The organism is Methylobacterium jeotgali (genome assembly GCF_022179345.1).
Taxonomy (GTDB): Bacteria; Pseudomonadota; Alphaproteobacteria; order Rhizobiales; family Beijerinckiaceae; genus Methylobacterium; species Methylobacterium jeotgali.
The window spans coordinates 1-21,670 of record NZ_BPQR01000081.1 but is presented as its reverse complement, the minus strand read 5'-3'; the positions used below and the strand labels follow the sequence as shown (position 1 = coordinate 21,670).

General features: G+C 71.7%; 17 protein-coding genes. 7 read left to right on the top strand and 10 right to left on the bottom strand.

Annotated features, from left to right (window positions below; all coding sequences use genetic code 11):
- Nucleotides 1-19: 19 nt before the first annotated feature.
- Both MFF04_RS19415 and MFF04_RS19410 read right to left on the bottom strand, forming a co-directional pair.
- Nucleotides 20-2,701, bottom strand: coding sequence for a bifunctional acetate--CoA ligase family protein/GNAT family N-acetyltransferase (locus MFF04_RS19415; RefSeq protein WP_238278271.1), 2,682 nt, complete (start codon nt 2,699-2,701; stop codon nt 20-22).
- A 74-nt stretch (nt 2,702-2,775) separates the two neighbouring features.
- Nucleotides 2,776-2,931, bottom strand: a complete 156-nt coding sequence (locus tag MFF04_RS19410; protein ID WP_238278269.1) for a hypothetical protein — start codon at nt 2,929-2,931, stop codon at nt 2,776-2,778.
- Nucleotides 2,932-3,021: 90 nt separating this feature from the next.
- Between MFF04_RS19410 and MFF04_RS19405 the strand changes: the two genes are divergently transcribed.
- The 3 genes from MFF04_RS19405 (at nt 3,022) to MFF04_RS19395 (ending at nt 5,497) form a co-directional block, all read left to right on the top strand.
- Nucleotides 3,022-3,723 carry a class II aldolase/adducin family protein gene (locus tag MFF04_RS19405; RefSeq protein ID WP_238278266.1) on the top strand — a complete coding sequence of 234 codons (702 nt, stop codon included), beginning with the start codon at nt 3,022-3,024 and terminating at the stop codon, nt 3,721-3,723.
- 278 nt (nt 3,724-4,001) lie between these two features.
- On the top strand, nt 4,002-4,499 hold the full coding sequence (locus tag MFF04_RS19400) for a Ros/MucR family transcriptional regulator (RefSeq protein ID WP_238278264.1): 498 nt from the start codon (nt 4,002-4,004) through the stop codon (nt 4,497-4,499).
- A 218-nt stretch (nt 4,500-4,717) separates the two neighbouring features.
- On the top strand, nt 4,718-5,497 hold the full coding sequence (locus MFF04_RS19395) for a restriction endonuclease (protein WP_238278262.1): 780 nt from the start codon (nt 4,718-4,720) through the stop codon (nt 5,495-5,497).
- A 3-nt stretch (nt 5,498-5,500) separates the two neighbouring features.
- Here MFF04_RS19395 and zwf read toward each other — a convergent pair whose 3' ends face one another.
- From zwf to MFF04_RS19365, 6 genes are all read right to left on the bottom strand, one after another.
- Nucleotides 5,501-7,018 carry a glucose-6-phosphate dehydrogenase gene (gene zwf / locus MFF04_RS19390; RefSeq protein ID WP_238278260.1) on the bottom strand — a complete coding sequence of 506 codons (1,518 nt, stop codon included), beginning with the start codon at nt 7,016-7,018 and terminating at the stop codon, nt 5,501-5,503.
- Nucleotides 7,019-7,142: 124 nt separating this feature from the next.
- Nucleotides 7,143-8,582, bottom strand: a complete 1,440-nt coding sequence (locus tag MFF04_RS19385) for an efflux transporter outer membrane subunit (protein ID WP_238278340.1) — start codon at nt 8,580-8,582, stop codon at nt 7,143-7,145.
- Between the two features lie 95 nt (nt 8,583-8,677).
- Complete coding sequence (locus MFF04_RS19380; RefSeq protein ID WP_238278258.1) at nt 8,678-12,010, bottom strand: efflux RND transporter permease subunit; 3,333 nt, start codon at nt 12,008-12,010, stop codon at nt 8,678-8,680.
- A complete protein-coding gene (locus MFF04_RS19375; protein WP_238278255.1) occupies nt 12,007-15,129 on the bottom strand; it encodes a multidrug efflux RND transporter permease subunit in 3,123 nt (1,040 codons plus the stop codon). Before MFF04_RS19375 ends, MFF04_RS19380 begins: the two co-directional genes overlap by 4 nt.
- Before the next feature lie 25 nt (nt 15,130-15,154).
- Nucleotides 15,155-16,474 carry an MdtA/MuxA family multidrug efflux RND transporter periplasmic adaptor subunit gene (locus tag MFF04_RS19370; protein WP_238278253.1) on the bottom strand — a complete coding sequence of 440 codons (1,320 nt, stop codon included), beginning with the start codon at nt 16,472-16,474 and terminating at the stop codon, nt 15,155-15,157.
- Nucleotides 16,475-16,692: 218 nt separating this feature from the next.
- Entirely contained in the window at nt 16,693-16,935 is a 243-nt protein-coding gene (locus MFF04_RS19365; RefSeq protein ID WP_238278236.1) for a hypothetical protein, read from the bottom strand.
- A gap of 334 nt (nt 16,936-17,269) precedes the next feature.
- Between MFF04_RS19365 and MFF04_RS19360 the strand changes: the two genes are divergently transcribed.
- The 3 genes from MFF04_RS19360 (at nt 17,270) to MFF04_RS19350 (ending at nt 20,156) form a co-directional block, all read left to right on the top strand.
- Nucleotides 17,270-18,424, top strand: coding sequence for an aminotransferase (locus MFF04_RS19360; RefSeq protein ID WP_238278234.1), 1,155 nt, complete (start codon nt 17,270-17,272; stop codon nt 18,422-18,424).
- Between the two features lie 90 nt (nt 18,425-18,514).
- Nucleotides 18,515-18,952: a DUF4112 domain-containing protein gene (locus tag MFF04_RS19355; protein WP_238278232.1), complete on the top strand. Its 438-nt coding sequence runs from the start codon at nt 18,515-18,517 to the stop codon at nt 18,950-18,952.
- Between the two features lie 28 nt (nt 18,953-18,980).
- On the top strand, nt 18,981-20,156 hold the full coding sequence (locus MFF04_RS19350; protein WP_238278230.1) for an ABC transporter permease: 1,176 nt from the start codon (nt 18,981-18,983) through the stop codon (nt 20,154-20,156).
- Between the two features lie 70 nt (nt 20,157-20,226).
- On the opposite strand, the gene MFF04_RS19345 is transcribed toward MFF04_RS19350, so the two are convergent.
- Entirely contained in the window at nt 20,227-20,400 is a 174-nt protein-coding gene (locus MFF04_RS19345; protein ID WP_238278228.1) for a hypothetical protein, read from the bottom strand.
- A gap of 285 nt (nt 20,401-20,685) precedes the next feature.
- On the opposite strand from MFF04_RS19345, the gene MFF04_RS19340 reads away from it, so the two are divergent.
- The gene (locus MFF04_RS19340) at nt 20,686-21,147 is read left to right on the top strand and encodes a Ros/MucR family transcriptional regulator (protein WP_238278226.1); all 462 of its coding nucleotides are present in this window, start codon (nt 20,686-20,688) and stop codon (nt 21,145-21,147) included.
- Nucleotides 21,148-21,153: 6 nt separating this feature from the next.
- On the opposite strand, the gene MFF04_RS19335 is transcribed toward MFF04_RS19340, so the two are convergent.
- Entirely contained in the window at nt 21,154-21,474 is a 321-nt protein-coding gene (locus MFF04_RS19335; protein WP_238278224.1) for a hypothetical protein, read from the bottom strand.
- Nucleotides 21,475-21,670: the final 196 nt, after the last annotated feature.

Sequence of the window (21,670 nt, the reverse complement as noted above, 5' to 3'; positions counted from 1 at the left end):
GGCCGAACCGGCCGGGGGCTCAGACCGACCGCTCGACCTTCACGAGGCCGGGATCGTCCGGATCGATGCGGGCTTGGAAGCCGAGGCGGCGGCAGACCGCGAGCATCGCCCGGTTCTCGGCGAGCACCGTGCCCTCGATGCGGCGGATGCCCTCGGCGCCGGCCCAGTCGATCATCAGCCGCATCAGCGCGTCGCCGAGGCCCGCGCCCTGGAGATCGGAGCGCACCAGGATCGCGTACTCGCCGCTCTCGTGGTTGGCGTCGGCGTGGAGGCGCACGGCGCCGAGCATCCGCGGGCCGTCCGCGCCCTCGCGCAGCGCCACGAAGGCGATGGCGCGGGAGTAGTCGAGCTGGGTCAGCCGGGCGAGGAAGGCGTGGCTGAAGTCCTTCACCGGCGAGAAGAAGCGCAGGCGCACGTCCTCTGGGTCGACCGTCTCGAAGAAGGCTCGGAACATCCCCTCGTCCTCCGGGCGCACCGGGCGCACCTCGGCGGGGCCGTCCTTGAGGGCGAGCGTGCGCTCCCATTCGACGGGGTAGGGGCGGATCGCGAAGCGGGGATGGCCGGCGCCGACCGCCCGGCGCCCGTCGCGGCCGGTCTCGCGGGAGACGCGCACCCGCGCGTCGAGGGCCACCGCGCCGGTGTCGTCGGCCAGCAGCGGGTTGATGTCGAGCTCGCGCACCTGCGGCAGGTCGGCGGAAAGCTGGGCGAGCTTCACCAGGATCAGCGCCAGCGCCGCCCGGTCGGCGGGCGGGACATCCCGGTAGCCGGCAAGACGCCGGGCGACGCGGGTGCGGCCGATCAGCTCGTCGGCGAGCGCCAGGTCGAGGGGCGGCAGGGCGAGCGCCCGGTCGTCGACGACCTCGACCGCGGTGCCGCCGCGGCCGAACACCACGACCGGCCCGAAGGTCGGGTCCTCGGCGATGCCGGCGATCAGCTCGATGCGCCGGCCGAGGCGGACCATGGGCTGCACGCAGAAGCCGGTGATGCGCGCCGCCGGCCGCTCCCGCCGGGCCCGGGCCAGGATCTCGCGGGCGGCCTCTCGCACGTCGGCCTCCGAGGTGAGGTCGAGGCGCACGCCGCCGATGTCCGACTTGTGGACGATGTCGGGCGAGGCGACCTTGAGGGCGACGCTGCCGCCGGCGGCGATGATCGGCCAGGCGGCGGAGGCGGCCGCGTCGATGTCGGGCACCAGCGTCAGGGGCTGGCCGGCGATGCCGTAGGCGTCGAGCAGGCCAGCGACCTGGAGCGGATCGAGCCAGCTCGCCCCCTGGCGCAGGGCGCCGGCCACGATCGCGCGGGCGCGGGCGACGTCCGGCGCGAAGTCCCGCGGCAGCGAGGCGGGGGTGCGCATGAGGTCGTCCTGCGCCTCCCTGTAGCGCACGAGGTGCAGGAAGCCCTCCACCGCCTCGGAATCCGTGGAGAAATGCGGGATCGCCGCGCCCGACAGCAGGTCCGTCGCGCCCGGCGTGTCGCCCAGCGACACCGCGAAGACCGGCAGGCGCCGGCTGCCGCCGGCGCGGGCCCGGCGGACGGTCTCCGAGATCGCCGAGGCGACCTCGACGGCGTTCGAACGGATCGTCGGGACGTGGATCGCCAGCACCGCGTCGGTCGCCCGGCTCGCGAGCAGCGGCTCGAGCGCCGCCGCGAAGGCGGAAGGCCCTGCGTCGATGCCGAGATTGACCGGGTTCGGCACCGGCAGGCCGCCGGCGTCCGAGAGGGCGGCGAGGCTGCCGCTGCGCTCCGTCAGCCGGTTCGCGGCGAGCGCGCCGATGCCGTGGCCGTTGGACAGGATCGCGAGGCGCCGGCCGGGGAACGGGCGCTGGCGCGAGAGCGTCTCCACCGCGGAGAACATCTCGTCGAGATCGGCGACGGCGAGCAGGCCCGCCCGCCGGAAGGCCGCCTCGTAGACCGCCTCCGGCCGGGCGAGTGCCCCGGTATGGGTCTCGGGCTGCGGATGCCCGCTCCCGAGATCGGTTCGGGCGACGCGCAGCACCACGACCGGCTTCGAGCGGGCGGCGGCGCGGGCGGCCGACATGAACTTGCGGGCATCGGTGACGGTGTCGAGGCAGAGCAGGATCGCCCGCGTGCCGGGATCGGCGGCGAAATGATCGAGGCAGTCGGCGGCGTCGACGTCCCACGAGCGGCCGAGGGACAGGATCGCCGAGAAGCCGACCCCCCGCGGGCGCGCCCATTCGAGGACCCCCGCCGCGACGGTGCCGGATTGCGACACGAGGGCGAGGTCACCCTTCTCGGGGGCGTGGGCGAGCAGGCTGGCATTGAGACGCTGCGCCGGGACGGCGATGCCGATGCTGTTGGCGCCGACGAGGCGCAACCCGTGGCGGCGGGCGGCCTCGCGGGCGCTCGGGCCGGCATCGTTCGGCCCGAAGCCGAGATCGGCGGTGAGGATCACGGCCGCGCCGCAGCCGCTCGCGCCGGCATCGTCGACGATGCCGGGCACGGTGGCCGGCGGGGTCGCCACGAGCACGAGGTCGGGGGGCGAGGCGATGTCGCTCACCCGCGGCACGCAAGGATGCCCCTCGACGGCGACGTGGCGCGGGTTGACGGGATGGACCGGGCCGGGAAAGCCCGAGGCCTGCAACGCTTCGAAGACGGATCGGCCGAACGAGCCCTCGCGCTGGCCGGCGCCGACCACCGCGATCGAGCCGGGTTTGAGCAGCCTCTCGAAGCGGTAGGTGCTCAAAGCGGGCCTCCCTCCAGGGCAGGGCCCGGAGAGACGCGATCTTCAGGTCCGGGTCAACGGTTTCCGAGGCGGCTTCAGCCCTCGGGTGCCGCCGGGGGCGCGAGAACGAGGGTCTCGCGGGTCTTGAACACCATCGGCCAGTGCATGCGCTCGGCGAGCGAGCGCGCCTCGGCGAGGCTGAGGCCGCGAGCCTGGGCGAGGTCGGAGAGGCTCTGCCAATCGGTCTTCATGTCGGGTCTCGCGAAGGTTAATCTGAGCCTCAACGTGCCGACCGCTTCGGAAGTTTCCGCGTCGGCACCTCAGACGCTCGGGGAAGAACCATGTCCGCTCACGACGGCGCGTTGCGGGAGGCCGTGGTCTCGGTCTCGCGCCGGATCATCGCGCTCGGTCTCAGCCAGGGCACCTCCGGCAACGTCTCGGTGCGGGCGGGCGACGGCTTCCTGGTGACGCCGTCCGGCATCCCCCCGGAGGAGCTCGCGCCGGAGCACATCGTGGCGATGGACATGGAGGGCCGCTTCGACCACCCGCTCGCGCCGTCCTCGGAGTGGCGCTTCCACCGGGACATCCTGGCGGCGCGGCCGGAGGCCGGAGCCGTCGTCCATGCGCACCCGACCTACGCCACCGCCTTCGCGATCTGCGGCCGGGAGATCCCGGCGGTCCACTACATGATCGCCATGGCCGGCGGGCCGACGATCCGCTGCGCGCCCTACGCGCCCTACGGGACGCAGGCGCTCTCCGAGGCCGCGCTCGCGGCGCTCGAGGGACGGAGCTGCTGCCTGCTCGCCAACCACGGCATGATCGCCACCGGCCCCGATCTCGAGCGGGCGCTGTGGCTCGCCGTCGAGGTGGAGGCGCTCTGCCGGCAGTATGCGGTCGCGCTGCAGGTCGGCACGCCGGTCGTTCTCGATGATGCGGAGGTCTTGCGCACAGTCGAACGCTTCAAGTCCTACGGCCCGCGCAAGGCCGATCCGGATCGATCCGGTCGAGAGGTGCCGACCCGGCCCGGGGCGATGCCGCGGTGAGACGCTCAGTCAAATTTCGTAAAAGAGAGTGGTAGGACTCTCTTCCGATTCCAGCTTGCCCTCATCCTTTCGTCGCGCGCCGGAGAACGACGCAAGACTGCTTTTCTTGCGCGAAAGCGTGAATTCCGCTGTTTTTGGTGCGATACGCCATCTTGCGCCATCATTGATGATTCCCTAATAACCCTCGCCAGCATTGGATGCGTCGGCACTTTCTCCCTTCCGCTCCCGACTTGCTCGGCCCTGGGACGAAACACGCCTGCGTTGCAGAGGGATTCGAGATGGCAGAAGAGAACGGGATTACGCCGGATTACATCGAGCTTGCTTCGGATATCGTGTCGGCGTTCGTGAGCAACAACTCGGTGCCCGTCTCCGAGCTTCCCGGTCTTCTCGTCTCGGTCCACGCGACCCTGGCCAAGCTGACCAGCAACGCCGCCGAGGCCCCGGCCGAACCGCTGGCGCCCGCCGTGCCGGTGAAGCGCTCCGTCACCGCCGACTTCATCGTCTGTCTGGAGGACGGCAAGAAGTTCAAGTCGCTGAAGCGCCACCTGCGCACGCGCTACAACATGACCCCGGAGGAGTACCGGGTTCGCTGGAACCTGCCGGCGGACTACCCGATGGTGGCGCCGAACTATGCGGCCGCCCGCTCCGAGCTCGCCAAGAACATGGGCCTCGGCCAGCAGCGCCGGAAGAACCGCGCCGCTCCCGCCGCGAGCGCCGCCGAGGCCCCCGCCCGCGCCCCGCGCGGCCGCCGGGCTCGCCAGGCCTCCGAGGCCTGAACCCGGCGCGAACCCTTTTCCACAGCTCGTTCGACCCTCGGCCGCCCACCGCAAGGGGGCGGCCGAGGCCGTTTCCGGGTGGCCTCGCAGTGGCTTGCGCCGCGCCCGGTCCCGGCGGGGCCTGAACGGTCCGCGCGCGGTTAGGAAAGGGACAAGCCGAGGCCGGCAAGGCTTCCGGGATGGCGCCGCCCCGTCCGGGCGGCCTCCCGGAGGATGGCATGCCCGGCCGGCCGAACCTCGTCGCCCGCCTGTTCTGGATCGCGGTGGTCGGAGGCGGCCTCGGCCTTGTCTACGGCCGCTGGATGCTCGCCGCCACGGCTGCGGCGATGGGTCTCGCCGTGCTCCATCGCCTGCGCCGGCCCGCCCGCTTCCGGCGGCTCGTGCGGCGCCTCGCCCGCCGCCACGGTCCGACGCTGGCGCAGCGGCGGCGGCAGGAATGCTTCGTGGACGCCTACGGCAACGAGGTCCGCGACGGCTGGGAGCGGGAGCGCGCCTACTTCGTCGAGCGCACCTTGGTGCCGGCCCTGGAGGCGAAGGGCTACGGCGACTGCGTCGAGCCGCGCTTCGTTGAAATGCTCGACCTCGTGGAGGCGGCGGCCGACGCCGCCGAGCCCGCCGAGGAGAGCGAGGCGCCGGGCGACGGCATCGCCTACGAGCGTTTCTGCCGGTCGCGGCTGGAGGCGGCGGGCTGGCAGGCGCGCCCGACACCGGCGAGCGGCGACCAGGGCGCCGACATCCTCGCCGAGCGGGAGGGGTTCCGCCTCGTCGTCCAGTGCAAGCGCTACGGGCGCCCGGTCGGCAACGCCGCCGTGCAGGAGGCTTCCGCCGCCGCCCGCTACTGGGGCGGCGACGCCGCGGCCGTGGTCTCGAATGCCGGCTTCACCCCCGCCGCGCGCAAGCTCGCCGCAGCGACGGGGGTCCACCTCCTCCACCACGACGACCTCGCCGAACTCGACGAACTGCCCGCCTCCGCCAGGGTGCGGCGGGCCGCCCGCTGAAGCTCAGGCTTCGTCGTCGAGCCGCAGCCAGGCGCGCCCGTCCCGCTCGACCAAGTGCGCGGCCGATGGCGGCCCCTCCGAACCGGCGGGATAGCTTTCGGGCTCCCCGCTCTTCCAGGCCTCGAGCAGCGGCTCGACGGCGGCCCAGCCACCCTCGATGGCGTCGGCCCGCTGGAACAGCGTCGCGTCGCCGGTCATGCAATCGTAGAGCAGCGTCTCGTAGCCGACGCTCGGCGCCTCCTTGAACGCCTCGCCGTAGGCGAAATGCGTCTCGGCCTGTCCGAGCAGCATCCGCGGGCCGGGCCGTTTCACGGTGAAGCCGGTGCGGATGCCCTGCTCGGGGTCGATCATCAGCCGCATGACGTTGCCCGGCGCCGGCCCGACCCCGTCGGCGTGGAACAGCGGCAGGGTGGTCGGCTTGAAGCGGATCGCCACCTCGGTGAGCCGGGTGCCGAGGCGCTTGCCGGTGCGCAGGTAGAACGGCACGCCCGACCAGCGCTCGTTCTCGATCGTGAGCTTGAGGGCGGCATAGGTCTCGACGCGCGAATCCTTCGCCACGTCCGCCTCCTCGCGGTAGCCGGCCGCCGCCTTGCCGCGCACCGTGCCCGCCGCGTACTGGCCGCGGGCGGCCTCGCCGGGATCGGCCGGGCGCACGGCGGCGATGAGGGCGGCCTTGGCGTCCCTGATATCTTCGGCGTCGAGGCTCTTCGGGGGCTCCATGCCGATCATCGCCAGGATCTGGAAGAGGTGGTTCGGCACCATGTCGCGCAGCGCTCCGGTCGCCTCGTAGAAGCGGCCCCGTGCCTCGACGCCGATCGTCTCGGCGGCGGTGATCTCGACATGGTCGACGAACGCCCGCCGCCAGACCGGCTCCAGCATCGTGTTGGCGAAGCGCACCGCCAGGATGCTCTGCACCGTCTCCTTTCCGAGAAAGTGGTCGATCCGGTAGAACTGGCGCTCGTCGCCCTGCTTCAGGATGCGGGCGTTCAGCGCCTTGGCGGAGGCGAGGTCCGAGCCGAAGGGCTTCTCGATCACCACCCGGCGGAAGGCGTCCCCGCTCTCCTTCAGGAGGCCGGCCTTCCCGAGGCCCTCCACCACCGCGCCGAAGAAGCGGGCGGAGACCGCGAGGTAGAAGACCACGTTGCCCGTGAGGCGCTCCTTCAGCGCCGCGTAGCTCTCCGGATCCTCGAAATCGCCCTTCTGGAAGCGGATGCGCGCGCACACGAAGCCCCAGGTCTCGTCGTCGATGTGGTCGGGGTGGAATTCGCCGGAGCGGTCCTTCGTGAAGGACTCCATCGTCTGCGTGAGGTCGCGGCGCAGGGCCTCGTCGCTGGACTCGTTGTGGTCGACGCCGAGGATCTGGAAGCCGGGATCGAGGAGGCCGGCACCTGCGAGGTTGTAGAGGGCCGGCATCAGGAGCCGCTTGGTGAGGTCGCCCGCCGCCCCGAAGATCACCAGGGTGCAGGGCGGCGCCGGGCTCGTCTCCCCGGTGGCGGGCTTCGCGGTCTCGGAGGGATGCATCGGGGGCGGCACTCCATGCTCGGGCCGCGTCGGGCGCGGCGCCGGGCCAACGGCTCCGCCGGTCCCGCGTTCCTGCCGCGCCCCGTCCCCGGTGCCGCCGGGCGCGGTCACATCCGTGCGAGCGCTACTCGTCGGGGCGGACGGCGGAGCCGGAATCGATCGGCAGGCGCGGGCCCTTCAACTCGGCGCCGGTGGGCAGGCGGCTCGCATCCCAGCCGCCGCCGAGCGCCCGGATCAGCGCGATCGCCGTCGTGTAGCGGTTGAGGCGCACGCCGAGCGCCGTGACCTCGTTGTTGAAGGCGAGCGCCTGGGCCGTGACCACGGTGGTGAAGTTCTGTGTTCCGGCGCGGTACTCGTTGAGCGCGATCTCGACGGCGCGCCGGGCCGAGGCCACGGCCGCGTCCTGCGCGACCTGCTGGCGGGCGAGGATGCGCACGCCGGCGAGGCCGTTCTCGACCTCGCCGAAGGCGGTCAGCACCGTCTGCCGGTAGCTCGCGACGCTGGCCTCGTAGGCGGCGCGGGAGGCCTGGAGCGCTGCCGAGCGGGCACCGCCGTCGAACAGCACCTCACTGCCCGCCGCGCCCACCGACCAGACCTGGTTGACCGCCGAGAACACGCCGTTGCTCGTCGGGCCCGAGATGCCGCCGCTCGCCGAGAGCGTCACGGTCGGGAAGAAGGCCGCCACGGCGACGCCGATCTGCTCGCTCGAGGCCTGGACCAGGCGCTCGGCCTGGGCCACGTCCGGCCGCCGCTCCAGGAGCGCGGAGGGGATGCCGACCGGCACCGCGGGCGGCCGGGCTGCGAGCGCGGTGACCGGCAGCGTCACCTCGGAGGGGGGGCGGCCGACGAGGAGCGCGATGGCGTGCTCGTAGGTCGCCCGTTGGAGGCCGACGGCGATGGCCTGGGCCTCGGCGGTCTGCACCTGCGTCTGCGCGGTGATCACGTCGGAGCGGGCGGCGACACCCGCAGCGTACTGGTTCTCGGCGATGGCGAGCGTGCGCTTGTAGGCGGCGACGGTCTCGTTCAGGAGGCGCTGGAGCGAATCGGCGTAGCGCAGCTCGATATAGGTCGTGGCGAGCTCCGCCTGGATCGCGAGGCGGGTCGCCGCGAGCGCCGCCGCGTCGGACTGGGCGGTCGCCACCTCGCTCTCGAGGTTGCGCCGGATGCGGCCGAACAGGTCGAGCTCCCAGCTCGCCTGGCCCTGGAGCACGACCGTGGTGCGCTGGACGCCCGCGGCGCGCTGGCGGGTGATGCCCGGCGCGCCGATCACCGTCGGGTAGAGCGCGGCGCGCGCCTGCTCCACCAGGGCGCGGGCCTGGGTGTAGCTCGCCACGGATTGGCGCAGGGTCTGGTTGTCGACGTCGACGAGGCGGATCAGCCGGTCCATCGTCCGGTCGTTGAAGATCCGCCACCAGTCGCCGCGCTCGGCGGCGTCGTTCGGCGCGATCGGCCGCCAGCCGGAGCGCACGGCGGCGACGTGGGCGAGGCTGTCCTCCCGCTGGCCGCCCTGCTTGAAGGCGAGCGGCGTCTCGACGGAGGGGCGCGCGTAGTCGGGCCCGACCATGCAGCCGCCGAGCCCCGGCAACGAAGCGGCGGCCAGCAGGCAGGCGGCGAGCCGGCCCCTTCCGCGCGGAAGGAGCCCCGTCGGGATGCGCGTGCTCATTCGGCCGGCCGGATCTGCGGGGCGGCGCCCCGGCGGCGCCAGCGGGCGATCCCCCAGTGCCGGAGCCGGTCGAGGTACAGGTAGACCACGGGCGTCGTGTAGAGGGTCAGGATCTGGCTCACGATCAGGCCGCCGACGATGGCGATGCCGAGAGGCCGGCGAAGCTCCGAGCCCTCGCCCCCGGCCAGGATCAGCGGCAGGGCGCCGAGAAGCGCGGCCGCCGTTGTCATCATGATCGGCCGGAAGCGCAAGAGGCAGGCCTCGACGATCGCCGCCTGGGGCGACGCCCCGCGGGTGCGCTCGGCCTCGAGGGCGAAGTCGATCATCAGGATGGCGTTCTTCTTCACGATGCCGATGAGTAGGAACACCGCGATCAGCGCGATCACCGTGAACTCCGTGCCCGAGACGAGGAGCGCCAGCACCGCCCCGATCCCCGCCGAGGGCAGGGTCGAGAGGATGGTGATCGGGTGGATGAAGCTCTCGTAGAGGATGCCGAGCACGGCGTAGACGGCGAGGATCGCCGCGAGGATCAGCAGCGGTTGGCGGGAGGCGGAGGCCTGGTAGGTCTTGGCCGCGCCCGCGAACTCGCCGTGGATGGTGGCGGGCAGGCGCAGCTCCGCCATGGCCTGCTCGATGGCGGCGGTGGCGTCCGAGAGGCTCTTGCCCGGCGCGAGGTTGAAGGAGATCGTCGTCGCCACGAACAGGCCCTGGTGGCTGACCTGCACGGGCGCGTTGCCTGTCTCGAAGCGGGCGAAGGCCGAGAGCGGCACCATGGTCTCCTTGGCGCTGGAGACCGGCGCGGCGGAGGAGGCGCCCCCCTTCGAGGCGGCGATGGCGTTGGAGGCGGCGTTGCGGGCCGAGTCGCCCGCGACCGCCGCGGCCGCCGCCGTGGGGTCCGAGGGGCCGGCGGTGTCGGTGTTGGCGCTCGAGCCCGACGCGTTGACGACGCCCCCCGCCGCGACGGTGCCGGCGACGGCGTTGGTGGTGGCCGAGCCCCGCGCCTTGCCGCCGGAGGTCGAGACGTAGATCGTCTTCAGGGACTCCGGGCTCTGGAGGTAGCGGGAGTCGATCTCCATCACGACGTGGTACTGGTTGAGCGGGTTGTAGATCGTCGAGACCTGCCGCTGGCCGAAGGCGTCGTAGAGGGTGTTGTCGATCTTGTCGGGGGTGATGCCGTAGCGGTAGGCGGTCGCCCGATCGACGACGAGCCGGCTCTCGAGGCCCCCCTCCTGCTGGTCGGAGGTGACGTCGGCGAAGACCGGGTTCTTCTGGAGCGCCTGCATCAGGCGGGGGGCGGCGGCGTAGACCTCCTCGGCCGTGTCGCCCTGGAGCGTGTACTGGTACTGCGCGAAGCTCTGCCGGCCGCCGATGCGCAGGTCCTGGCGGGGGAACAGGTAGAGCCGGGCGCCCGCCACCCGCGAGAGCTTCGGGCGCAGGCGGTTCATCACCTCCGAGATCGGCGCGCGCTGGCCCCTCGGCTTCAGCCCGACGAAGACGTTGGCCGAGTTGGTGCCGCGCCCGCCCGTGAAGCCGATGACGCTGTCGACGGCCGGGTCCGCCTGCACGATGGCGGTGGCCTCGCGCAGCTTCTGTTCCATCGACTGGAAGGAGATGCGCTGGTCGGCCTGGATGCCGCCCATCATCTGCCCGGTATCCTGCTCGGGGAAGAAGCCCTTCGGGACGATCACGTAGAGGTAGACGTTGAGCCCGATCGTCGCGAAGAGGCTCAGCAGCACGAGCCGCCGGTGGCGCATGGCGAAGCCGAGGCTGCGCTCGTAGCCCGAGAGCATCCGCGAGAAGCCGGATTCGAGGAGCCGCGCGGGCCACGCCGGGCGCTTCGCCGAGCCGTGCTCCGGCCGCAGCAGGCGCGCGCACATCATCGGCGTCGTCGTCAGCGAGAGGACGAGCGAGACCAGGATCGCCAGCGACAGCGTCACCGCGAACTCCTGGAAGAGCCGCCCGACGAGGCCGCCCATCAGCAGGATCGGCAGGAACACCGCGATCAGCGACAGGCTCATGGAGACGACGGTGAAGCCGACCTCCTGCGCGCCGACGAGCGCCGCCTCCAGGCGCGGCTTGCCCATCTCGATGTGGCGCTGGATGTTCTCCAGGACGACGATGGCGTCGTCCACCACGAAGCCCGTGGCGATGATGAGCGCCATCAGGGAGAGGATGTCGAGAGTGTAGCCGAGCAGGTACATCGCCGAGAAGGTGCCGACGATCGAGATCGGCACGGCGACCGCGGGGATCAGCGTCGCCCGCCCGGAGCGCAGGAAGGCGTAGACCACGAGCACCACGAGGCCGACGGCGAGGACGAGCGTGTCCTCGGTCTCGGCGAGCGACGCGCGGATGGTGGCGGCGCGGTCCCCGTTGACGGTGAAGTCGATGTCGCCGGGCAGCGCCGCGCGCATCTGCGGCAGCGCCGCCTTGATGCCGTCGATGGTCTCGACCACGTTCGAGCCCGGCTGCTTGTAGACGAACAGCACCACCGCCGGCTTGCCGTTGACGAGGCCGAGGTTGCGCTTGTCCTCCACCCCGTCGACGACGCGGCCGACATCGGTCAGCCGCACGCCGGCCCCGTTGCGGTAGGCCACGACGATGTCGCGGTAGTCCTCCGCCTTGCGGCCCTGGTCGTTGGCGTAGAGCTGGTAGCGCCGGTCGCCCGCCTCGATCGCCCCTTTCGGCGAGTTGGCGTTGGCCGAGGCCAGCGCCGCGCGGATGCCCTCGAGCCCGATGCCGTAGTGGAACAGCGCCGTCGGATCGAGCTCGACGCGCACCGCCGGCAGGGAGGAGCCGCCGATGTCGACGTTGCCGACGCCGGGAAGCTGCGAGAGCTTCTGCTGCACGATCGTGGCGGCGGAATCGTAGAGCTGGCCGGGCGAGAGCGTGTCCGAGGTCAGGCCCAGGATCAGGATCGGCGAGTCGGCGGGATTGAACTTGCGGTAGGTCGGGTTCGAGCGCAGCGCCGTCGGCAGGTCGGCGCGGGCCGCGTTGATCGCCGCCTGCACGTCGCGGGCGGCCCCGTCGATGTCGCGGTTGAGCCCGAACAGGAGCACGATGCGCACCGTGCCCGTCGAGCTCGTGGAGGTCATCTCGGTGACGTCGGCGATGACGCCGAGGCGCCGTTCCAGCGGACCCGCGACGGTGGTCGCCATGGTCTCGGGGCTAGCGCCCGGCATCTGCGCCTGGACGAGGATGACGGGGAAGTCGACCTGCGGCAGCGGCGCCACCGGCAGCTTCAGGAAGGCGAAGATGCCCGCGAGCAGCACCCCGAAGGTGAGCAGCGTCGTCGCCACGGGCCGCCGGATGAACGGGGCGGAGATGTTCACGGCACCGCCTCGCCGGCCGCGAGGTCCGGCCTGCGGCGACCGGAGATGCGGCGCTCGAGGCGGTCGAAGGCGAGGTAGATCACCGGCGTCGTGAACAGCGTCAGCACCTGGCTGACGATGAGGCCGCCGGCGATGACGATGCCCAGCGGCTGGCGCAGCTCCGAGCCGGTGCCGGTGCCGACGATGAGCGGCACCGCCGCGAACAGCGCGGCGAGCGTCGTCATCAGGATCGGGCGGAAGCGCAGCAGGCAGGCCTGGAAGATCGCCTCGCGCGGGTCGAGGCCGCCCTCGCGCTCCGCCTGGAGCGCGAAGTCGATCATCATGATGGCGTTCTTCTTCACGATGCCGATGAGGAGAACGATGCCGATGATCGCGATGATGTCGAGGGAGAGCCCGAACAGCATCAGGCCGAGCAGCGCCCCGATCCCCGCTGAGGGCAGGGTCGAGAGGATGGTGATCGGGTGGATGAAGCTCTCGTAGAGCACCCCGAGCACGATGTAGACGGTGACGACCGCCGCGAGCACCAAGAGCAGCTCGTTGCCGAGCGCCGACTGGAAGGCGAAGACCGAGCCCTGCGGCACCACCCGGAAGGAGTCCGGCAGGCCGATCTCCCGGCGCGTGCGCTCGATCGCCTCCACCGCCTGCCCCAGCGCCGCGCCGGGGGCGAGGTTGAAGGAGACGGTCGTCGCCGGAAACTGGCCGAGATGGCCGATGAGCAGCGGCGCCCGCCGCTCCTCGACGCGGGCCACCGCCGAGAGCGGCACCTGCCCGTTCGTCGCCGTCGAGGAGGGCAGGTAGATGCGGTTGAGGCTCTCCAGCGTGGTGTGGAGCGCCGGGTCCGCCTCGAGGATCACCCGGTACTGGTTCGACTGGGTGAAGATCGTCGAGATGATGCGCTGGCCGAAGGCGTCGTAGAGGGCGTTGTCGACGGAGGCCGGGGTGATGCCGTAGCGGCCCGCCGTCGCCCGGTCGATGGTGACGTAGGCGGCGAGCCCGCTGCCCTGGTGGTCGCTCGACACGTCCGCGACGAGGGGCGAGCGCGCGAACGCCTCGGTGAAGCGGGGCACCCAGGTGTCGAAGGCGTCGAGATCGGGGTTCTCCAGGATCACCTGGTACTGGGCCGCCGACACCGAGGTGTCGATGGTCAGGTCCTGGACCGGCTGCATGGTGAGGCGGATGCCGGACACGGCGGTGCTTGCCGCGGTGATCCGTCGGATGATCTCGCTCGCCGTGGCGGTGCGTTCGGAGCGGGGCTTCAGGTTGATGAGGAAGCGGCCGGAGTTCAGCGTGACGTTCTGCCCGTCGACGCCGATGAAGGAGGACAGGCTCGCCACGTCCGGGTCCCGGACGACGATCGCGGCGAGCTGCCCCTGCCGCTCGGCCATCGCAGCGTAGGAGACGGTCTGGTCGGCCTGGGTGATGCCCTGGACGACGCCGGTGTCCTGGACGGGGAAGAAGCCCTTCGGGATCACCACGAACAGCCAGCCCGTCAGCGCCACCGTGCCCAGCGTCACGAGGAGCGTCAGCCCCTGGTGGGCGAGCACCACCCGCAGCGCCCGCCCGTAGGCGGCGATGGTGCCGTCGATCGCCCGGCGTCCGAGGCGCGAGATCGGGCCCTCCCGGCGCACGGCCTGCTCCGGCACGTGCTTGAGGAGGCGCGCGCAGAGCATCGGCACCAGGGTGAGCGAGACCACCGCCGAGATCACGATGGTGGCCGCCAGCGTGATCGCGAACTCGTGGAACAGCCGCCCGACCACGTCGCCCATGAAGAGCAGCGGGATCAGCACCGCGATCAGCGAGACGGTGAGCGAGATGATGGTGAAGCCGATCTCGCGGCTTCCCTTGAGCGCCGCCTCCAGGGGCGCCTCGCCCTCCTCGACGTGCCGGGCGATGTTCTCGATCACCACGATGGCGTCGTCGACGACGAAGCCCGTGGCGATGACGAGCGCCATCAGGGAGAGGTTGTCCAGCGAGAACCCGTAGAGGTCCATGATCGCCAGCGCGCCGATGAGCGAGAGCGGCACCGACAGGCTCGGGATCAGCGTCGCCGAGAGGCTCCGCAGGAACAGGAAGATCACCAGCACGACCAACGCGATGGCGAGCCCGAGCTCGAACTGCACGTCCTCGACGGAGGCGCGGATCGTCACCGTGCGATCGGTGAGCGGCGCCACCGCGATCGCTGCCGGCAGGCTCGCCTGGAGCTGGGGCAGCAGCGCCTTGATGCGGTCGACGGTGGCGATGACGTTGGCGCCGGGCTGGCGCTGGATGTTGAGGATGACGGCGGGCGTCTCGTCCATCCAGGCGCCGAGCTTGGTGTTCTCGGCGCCGTCGATCACGTCTGCGACGTCCGACAGGCGCACCGGTGCGCCGTTACGGTAGGCGATGATCGCGTCCGCGTAGACCTGAGGGTCGCGGATCTGGTCGTTGGCGTTGATGGCGTAGGACTGCTTCGGCCCGTCGATGGTGCCCTTCGGCGTGTTGACGTTGAGGTTGCCGATGGTGGTGCGCAGGTCGTCGATGTTGAGCCCGTAGGCGGCGAGCGAGCGCGAGTTGAAGCGGATGCGCACCGCCGGCCGCTGGCCGCCGCCCATGCTGACGAGGCCGACGCCGGCCACCTGGCTGATCTTCTGGGCGAGGCGGGTCTCGGCGAGGTCGCGCACCTGGGTGAGCGGCAGGGTCTTCGAGGTCAGCGCCAGCGTCAGGACGGGGGCGTCGGCGGGGTTCACCTTGGCGTAGACGGGCGGCGCCGGCAGGTCGCTCGGCAGCAGGTTCCCGGCGGCGTTGATCGCGGCCTGGACCTGCTGCTCGGCGATGTCGAGGGGAAGGTCGAGGTTGAACTGGAGCGTGATGACCGAGGCGCCCGCCGAGGATTGCGAGGTCATCTGGTTGAGGTTCGGCACCTGGCCGAACTGCCGCTCCAGCGGCGCGGTGACGGCCGAGGTCATCACCTCGGGGCTGGCGCCGGGGTAGAAGGTCTGGACCTGGATCGTCGGATAGTCGACCGCCGGCAGGGCCGAGACCGGCAGGTTGAAGTACGAGACCCCGCCGACGATCAGGATCGCCAGCATCAGGAGCGTCGTCGCGACGGGGCGCAGGATGAAGAGGCGCGAGGGGTTCATGCGCGGGGCCGCCCGGCGGCCTCCCTCACGGCGCTTGCCGGCGGCGGCCGCGGGGGCGCTCGCCCTCCGCACCGGGGGCGCCTGCGGGAGGCGCGGCGGTCGCGGTGCCGTCGGCGCTGGTGATCCGTACCGGGCCGCCGTCGCGCAGGCGGTCGGTGCCGTCGGTGACGACGCGGTCGCCGACCTTCAGCCCCTCGGTGACGACGGTGCGGGTGCCGTCGCTCTCGCCGACCGCGATCTTGCGGACGACGACCTTGTCGTCGCCCTCCATCAGGTAGACGTAGGTGCCCGGCGTCCCCCGCAGGATCGCGGCGGTCGGCACCAGGGCCGCGCCGCGGATCGTATCGACGGTGAGCTTGGCGTTGACGAACTGATTGGGGAACAGCCCCTCGTCGTCGTTCCGGAACAGCGCACGCAGCTTCACCGTACCGGTGGTGGTGTCGATCTGGTTGTCGACCGTGTCGAGGTCGCCCGAGGCGATCTCGTGGGCGTCGCCCCGGTCGTAGGCGCGCACCATCAGCTTGGCGCCCTCGCGCAGGCGCCGCATCACGCGGGCCACGTCGTCCTCGGGCAGGGTGAACACCACCGAGATCGGGTGGAGCTGCGTGACCACGACGATCGCCGTGCTCGCGGCGGTGACGTAGTTGCCCTGATCGATCTGGCGCAGGCCGACGCGGCCCTCCACCGGCGCGGTGATGCGCGCGTAGGCGATGTTGAGCTTCTGCTGGTCGACGAGCGCCTGGTCGGAGGCGACCGTGCCCTCGTTCTGCTTCACCAGGGCCGCCTGGGTGTCGACGTTCTGCTTCGAGATCGAGTCCTGGCGGTTCAGGGTCTGGAAGCGGGCGAGGTCGAGGCGCGAGTTCTGGAGCAGCGCCTGGTCGCGGGCGAGCTGGCCCTGGTACTGCGCGAGCAGCGCCTCGTAGGGCCGGGCGTCGATCTGGGCGAGGAAGTCGCCTTTCTTGACCGTCTGGCCCTCGCGGAAGCCGATCTCGGTGAGGTAGCCGCTGAGCTGCGAGCGCACCGTCACGGTGGCGAGCGGCGTCACCGTGCCGAGCCCCTGGAGCACGATCGGCATGTCGCCGGCCGCGATCGTGGCGATGCCCACCGCCTGCGGCATGTCCGCGAAGCGGCCCGGCCCGCCGGTGCCACGGCCCGTGCCGGATCCGCCCGAGGTCTGGGTGCGCGACTCGGTCCAGCGATGCGCGATCGCCCCCGCGCCGGCCAGCAGCAGCGCGATCAGCATCCAGCGGACCAGCCGCGAGCGCCGCCGCACCGGTGCGGCGGGAGCCTCGACCTCCGGATAGGCGCGGGCCTTGTCCCGCCGGATCGGTGAGCTCTCGTTCATGCCTGCCTCGAACGGCGGCGCGGGGCGGAGCCGCGGGCGTCGTGCCGGAGCGGTCCCCCTCGGGGACCACGCCGCGGAACGCGCGCGCCGGTCAAGCTCCTCGCCGCGACGCCTCGCCGACCGCTGGGGATCGTGCCCGATCCTTCCCGGTCCGCGCCCCCTCGCGCGCGCTCATGTACCTCATAGAGCGGAGCGGGCCATGCCCGCCCATTGAGACCCTAGTACGGCGCGCGGGTTTCGGGCGTGTTGCTGGCCGGAGGCGCGACGGAACGCCCCTCCCGTGCCGGAAGCGGCGGCAGCGAGCGGTAGAAGCGCAGCACCTCCCGGAAGGGCTCGTCGACGGGGATGACGGGGATGGCCCGGCGCAGGCCGAGCCCGAGGCCGCAGGCGACGAGCGCGCCCGCAAGACAGAGGCTCAGGGAGAGCCGGCTTCCGCCCGGCGATGCGGCCGCGTCCTTCAAGGGCTCCTCCCGCTCCGGTGCGCACGTCGTCCCGACGCGGAATGCAGGCACGAAAAAAGGCCGCCCGTAAAGGCGGCCTTTCGAAGAGGACCACGACCGGAGCGGCACATCGCATCCCGGGACGAGGGGGCGGAGTCCCTGGCGGCGACGGGCCGCTCCAGCCGTGTGTCAGGAAGATCGGATCACGACTGATGAAAGTCAACATTCGTCAGCCGCGACCGGCCGCCAGGGCGTCACCGACGTGCGGTCGCGCACATTTCGGTCTCGCGTGGGCCCATGCTACAGCCCCTCCCTCCGTGCCCGCAGGGGTACCCCGCCCGGCCGTCCGCATCGCATGAATCCGGTCTTCTCCAGCCTGCCGACGACGGTCTTCGAGGTGATGTCGAGCCTGTCGCGGGAGCTCGGCGCGATCAATCTCGGCCAGGGCTTTCCCGACGAGGCCGGGCCCGCCGACATCCGGGCCAAAGCGGCGGAGGCGACGCTTCACGGATACAACCAGTACCCGTCGATGATGGGCATCCCGGCCCTGCGCGAGGCAGTGGCCGGCCACTACGCGCGGCACCAGGGGCTCGATCTCGACCCCGTCACCGAGGTGATCGTGACCTCCGGCGCCACCGAGGCGCTCGCCGCCTCCCTGCTCGGGCTGATTGAGCCCGGCGACGAGGTCGTGCTGTTCGCGCCCCTCTACGACGCCTACCTGCCGCTGGTGCGGCTCGCCGGCGGCATCCCCCGGATCGTGCGCCTGAGGCCGCCGGCCTTCCGGCTCGCCGAGGCCGACCTCGCCGACGCCTTCAATGCGCGCACCCGGGTCGTGGTGCTCAACAACCCCCTCAACCCCTCAGCGACGATGCTGCCGGAGGAGGATCTCGCCCTCCTCGCCCGGTACTGCGAACGGTTCGACGTGACGGCGGTCTGCGACGAGGTCTGGGAGCACGTCGTCTTCGACGGCGCCCGCCACGTCCCCCTGATGGCGCTGCCGGGGATGCGCGGGCGGACCGTGAAGATCGGCTCGGCGGGCAAGATCTTCTCGCTCACCGGCTGGAAGGTCGGCTTCGTGATGGCGGACGCGCGCCTGATGCGGGTCATCGCCAAGGCACACCAGTTCCTGTGCTTCACCACGCCCCCGAACCTCCAGGAGGCGGTCGCCTACGGGCTCGCGAAGGAGGACGCCTACTTCACGGGGATGCGCGCCGGCTACGCCCGCTCCCGCGACCGCCTGAGCGAGGGCCTGCGGGCGATCGGCCTCGACGTGCTGCCCTCTCAGGCGACCTGGTTCGTCAACGTCGACATTGCCCGCCTCGGTCTCGGCGAGGACGCCGCGTTCTGCGACCGGCTGATCCGCGAGCACGGCGTCGCGGCGATCCCCGTGAGCGCCTTCTACCCGGACGCGGCGGTGCGCAGCCTTGTGCGCCTCTGCTTCTGCAAGAGCGACGCGACGCTGGACGCGGGTCTGGAGCGGATCGCGGCCTTCGTGCGGACGGCCGCGTGAGCCTGCGTCCCGTCGCCTCGCGCAACCTTGCCGGCTCGCGGGCCCGGGGCCACATGCTGCCGGATGACCGCTTCCCTCCGGGACCCCGCGATGGCCTTCCAGAACGCTGCCGGCGCGCAGACGCCCTACCGCTTCGCCGACATGAGCCACGAGGCGACGCTGCTGCGCCTCGAGAAGCTCGCCTTCCTGCTCGACTCGGCCTTCCTGCTGCCGGGGCTCAACCGCCGGGTCGGCATCGACGCGGCGCTGGGCCTCATCCCCATCGTCGGCGACTTCGCCGGCATGGTGCTGTCCTCCTACATCCTGTTCGAGGCGCGCCGTCTAGGGGTGCCCCGGCACATCCAGGCGCGCATGGCGATGAACATCGCCTTCGACGGTCTGGTGGGTGCGGTGCCTGTCGCGGGCGACCTGTTCGACGCCGCCTTCAAGGCCAACCGGCGCAACGTCCGCCTGCTGCGCCGTCACCTGGAGCGCACCGGGGCGGTGCGCCTCGGCGAGATCGAGGGCACGGCCACCCGGCTCGACTGAGCATAGCGGGCGGCGGGGACCTGAGCCCATGAACGAGCTCGCCCGCGGAACGAGAGCCCCCGTGCAGCCGCCGCTCCCCGGCGCCCAGGCGATCGTGACGCCGACCACGCGGCGCGGATTGTCGCCGATCAACCGGCGGCGGCTCTCGAACTTCCGCCGCAACCGGCTCGGCTTCTGGTCCTTCGCGATCTTCCTCGCGCTGTTCGTGGTCAGCCTGTTCGCGGAGTTCATCGCCAACGACCGGCCGCTCCTGGTCTCCTACAAGGGCGAGTGGCTGGTGCCGGTGCTGGTCGACTACCCGGAGGAGAAGTTCGGGGGCTTTCTCGCCCGCACCGACTACCGCGCGCCGGAGACCCGCCGGGAGATCGCCGAGAACGGCTGGGCGATCTGGCCGCCGATCCCCTACTCCTACGACACCATCCTCTCCGACCTGCCGACGCCCTCGCCCTCGCCGCCGACCTGGATGCTGACCGACGATCAGTGCCGCCCGGTCGCCGAGCGCGCCGGCGGCAGCGGCTGCCGCGACATCGAGTGGCACTGGCTCGGCACCGACAACACCACCCGCGACGTGCTGGCGCGGGTGATCTACGGCTTCCGCATCTCGGTGCTGTTCGGGCTGGCGCTCGCGGCGGTCTCCTCCCTCGTCGGGGTCGTGGCCGGGGCCGTGCAGGGCTATTTCGGCGGTTGGGTCGACCTCGCCTTCCAGCGCTTCATCGAGGTCTGGGGCGGCATCCCGACCCTCTACCTCATCATCATCATCTCGGCCTTCATCGCGCCGGGCTTCTTCGTGCTGCTCGGCATCATGCTGCTGTTCTCGTGGGTGGCCCTGGTCGGCGTGGTGCGGGCGGAGTTTCTGCGCGCGCGCAACTTCGAGTACGTGCGCGCCGCCCGCGCCCTCGGCCTCTCGAACCTGCGCATCATGACCCGCCACCTCCTGCCGAACGCCATGGTCGCGACGCTGACCTTCCTGCCCTTCATCCTGAACGGCTCGATCACGACGCTGACCTCGCTCGACTTCCTCGGCTTCGGCCTGCCTCCCGGCTCGCCCTCGCTCGGCGAGCTGCTCGCCCAGGGCAAGGACAACATCCAGGCGCCCTGGCTGGGGCTGACGGGCTTTGCCGTCGTCGCGGTGATGCTGAGCCTCCTGATCTTCGCCGGCGAGGCGGTGCGCGACGCCTTCGACCCCCGCAAGACCTTCGCCTGAAACGGAAAGACCGCCGGCCCCTCCCGGGACCGACGGCCTCTTCGAAAGGCGGACCGGAGACGGCCGGGGCTTACTGCCCGCCGCCGCCGCCACCGCCGCCACCGCCGGCGCTGTTGGGCCGGGGCTTGTTGTTCTGCTCGGCGTTGCTCGCCGCGCCCGACGAGCTCGACGGATCGCGCCCCTGCGCGAGGACCGGGGTAGCGAGAAGGAGCGCGACGGCGCTCAGGGCTGCGAGAGCCTTCATGCGGGATTGTCCTCCGTGGCGACGGCGCCTGACCCGGCGGGCGGGCCGTGCTCGCTGGTCCAACTCGCTGCCGGCGCACAAGTTTCCCCGCACGCGGGCGGGATGAGCGGAGGCGAACGGACATTTTCGGAAACAAAGTCGGAAAAACCCCGGCTCTGACCGATATTTTCGAGGTCGCTCTTCAATCGCGATGATGTGTCTCATCCGCTCGATGCGGCGGTTGTGCCACGCGCCGAGGCGATTACTTACCCCCGCAAGGGGACGATCGATCGATCGAGATAGAAAATGACCGAGCAGACAGTATCACGGGCCGCACAGCGGCTCGCGCGGACGGCCGAGATCGCGTCGGCCTACGTATCGCGCAACGCTCTTCCGACGGAGCAGCTTCCCAACCTGATGGCCGAGATCCACCGGGCGCTCGCGGCCCTCGACGGGGCGGCACAGGCAGTCGACGAGGTCGCGGTGGCTGCCGTCAGGCCGAGCCCGGCGCAGATCCGCCGATCCGTCCAGCCGGAGGCGCTCGTGAGCTTCATCGACGGCAAGTCCTACAAGACCCTCAAGCGGCATCTCGCCAAGCACGGGCTGACGCCCGCCGCCTACCGCCAGCGCTACGGCCTGCCGGTGGATTATCCCACCACCGCCTCCGAGTACTCGGAGCGCCGCTCGCGGCTCGCGCGCGAGATCGGCCTCGGCCAGCCGGTGCGCATGGCCGCCCGACTCGGCGGGGAAAGCCGTCGCGCCGCCTGAATCCGCTCAGAGACCCAGCCGCCGGGGCCGCGCGATGAGCGAGGCGCGGGCGCGGGTCAGGAGCGCCGGGCGCACGCGGGCGATGTCGTCGCCATCGAGGAGCGGCGAGGTCGAGAGCGCGGCGAGATAGGCGTCCTCGGCCTCGCGGCAGTCGCGCAGCGCCGCGTCGGCGGCGATCGCGCGGCCGGTCAAGGCAGCCTGGCTCGCGAAGCTGCGCGAGAGGCAGCCGTTCCAGGCGGCGTAGCGGACGCCAGCCTCGCCGGCCTCGCCGGGGCAGGAGAGCCCGACGAGCAGCGGCAGGGCCAGGGTGAGGGATCGGGCGGTCACGAAGCGCTCCGGAAGGCCGTCGAGTCTTCGACGCTCGGGCCTGACGCACGGTTAACGCTTCGTGACCGGGATCGTCCCGAACCTGGACGCACCCGGAGATCGATCCGACCCGATCGCGTCGGGCCGGCGTCTCCCGGGCTTCGTTTCGAGCCGCGTTACCGATTGGCGGTTGTTGCAGGGGATGAGAGGCCGCCGA

Coding starts and splice junctions, on each gene's coding strand:
- MFF04_RS19410 (WP_238278269.1), bottom strand. CDS start 2,931: ATGAAGACCGATTGGCAGAGCCTCTCCGACCTCGCCCAGGCTCGCGGC.
- MFF04_RS19405 (WP_238278266.1), top strand. CDS start 3,022: ATGTCCGCTCACGACGGCGCGTTGCGGGAGGCCGTGGTCTCGGTCTCG.
- MFF04_RS19400 (WP_238278264.1), top strand. CDS start 4,002: ATGGCAGAAGAGAACGGGATTACGCCGGATTACATCGAGCTTGCTTCG.
- MFF04_RS19395 (WP_238278262.1), top strand. CDS start 4,718: ATGCCCGGCCGGCCGAACCTCGTCGCCCGCCTGTTCTGGATCGCGGTG.
- zwf (WP_238278260.1), bottom strand. CDS start 7,018: ATGCATCCCTCCGAGACCGCGAAGCCCGCCACCGGGGAGACGAGCCCG.
- MFF04_RS19385 (WP_238278340.1), bottom strand. CDS start 8,582: ATGGTCGGGCCCGACTACGCGCGCCCCTCCGTCGAGACGCCGCTCGCC.
- MFF04_RS19375 (WP_238278255.1), bottom strand. CDS start 15,129: ATGAACCCCTCGCGCCTCTTCATCCTGCGCCCCGTCGCGACGACGCTC.
- MFF04_RS19370 (WP_238278253.1), bottom strand. CDS start 16,474: ATGAACGAGAGCTCACCGATCCGGCGGGACAAGGCCCGCGCCTATCCG.
- MFF04_RS19360 (WP_238278234.1), top strand. CDS start 17,270: ATGAATCCGGTCTTCTCCAGCCTGCCGACGACGGTCTTCGAGGTGATG.
- MFF04_RS19355 (WP_238278232.1), top strand. CDS start 18,515: ATGGCCTTCCAGAACGCTGCCGGCGCGCAGACGCCCTACCGCTTCGCC.
- MFF04_RS19350 (WP_238278230.1), top strand. CDS start 18,981: ATGAACGAGCTCGCCCGCGGAACGAGAGCCCCCGTGCAGCCGCCGCTC.
- MFF04_RS19345 (WP_238278228.1), bottom strand. CDS start 20,400: ATGAAGGCTCTCGCAGCCCTGAGCGCCGTCGCGCTCCTTCTCGCTACC.
- MFF04_RS19340 (WP_238278226.1), top strand. CDS start 20,686: ATGACCGAGCAGACAGTATCACGGGCCGCACAGCGGCTCGCGCGGACG.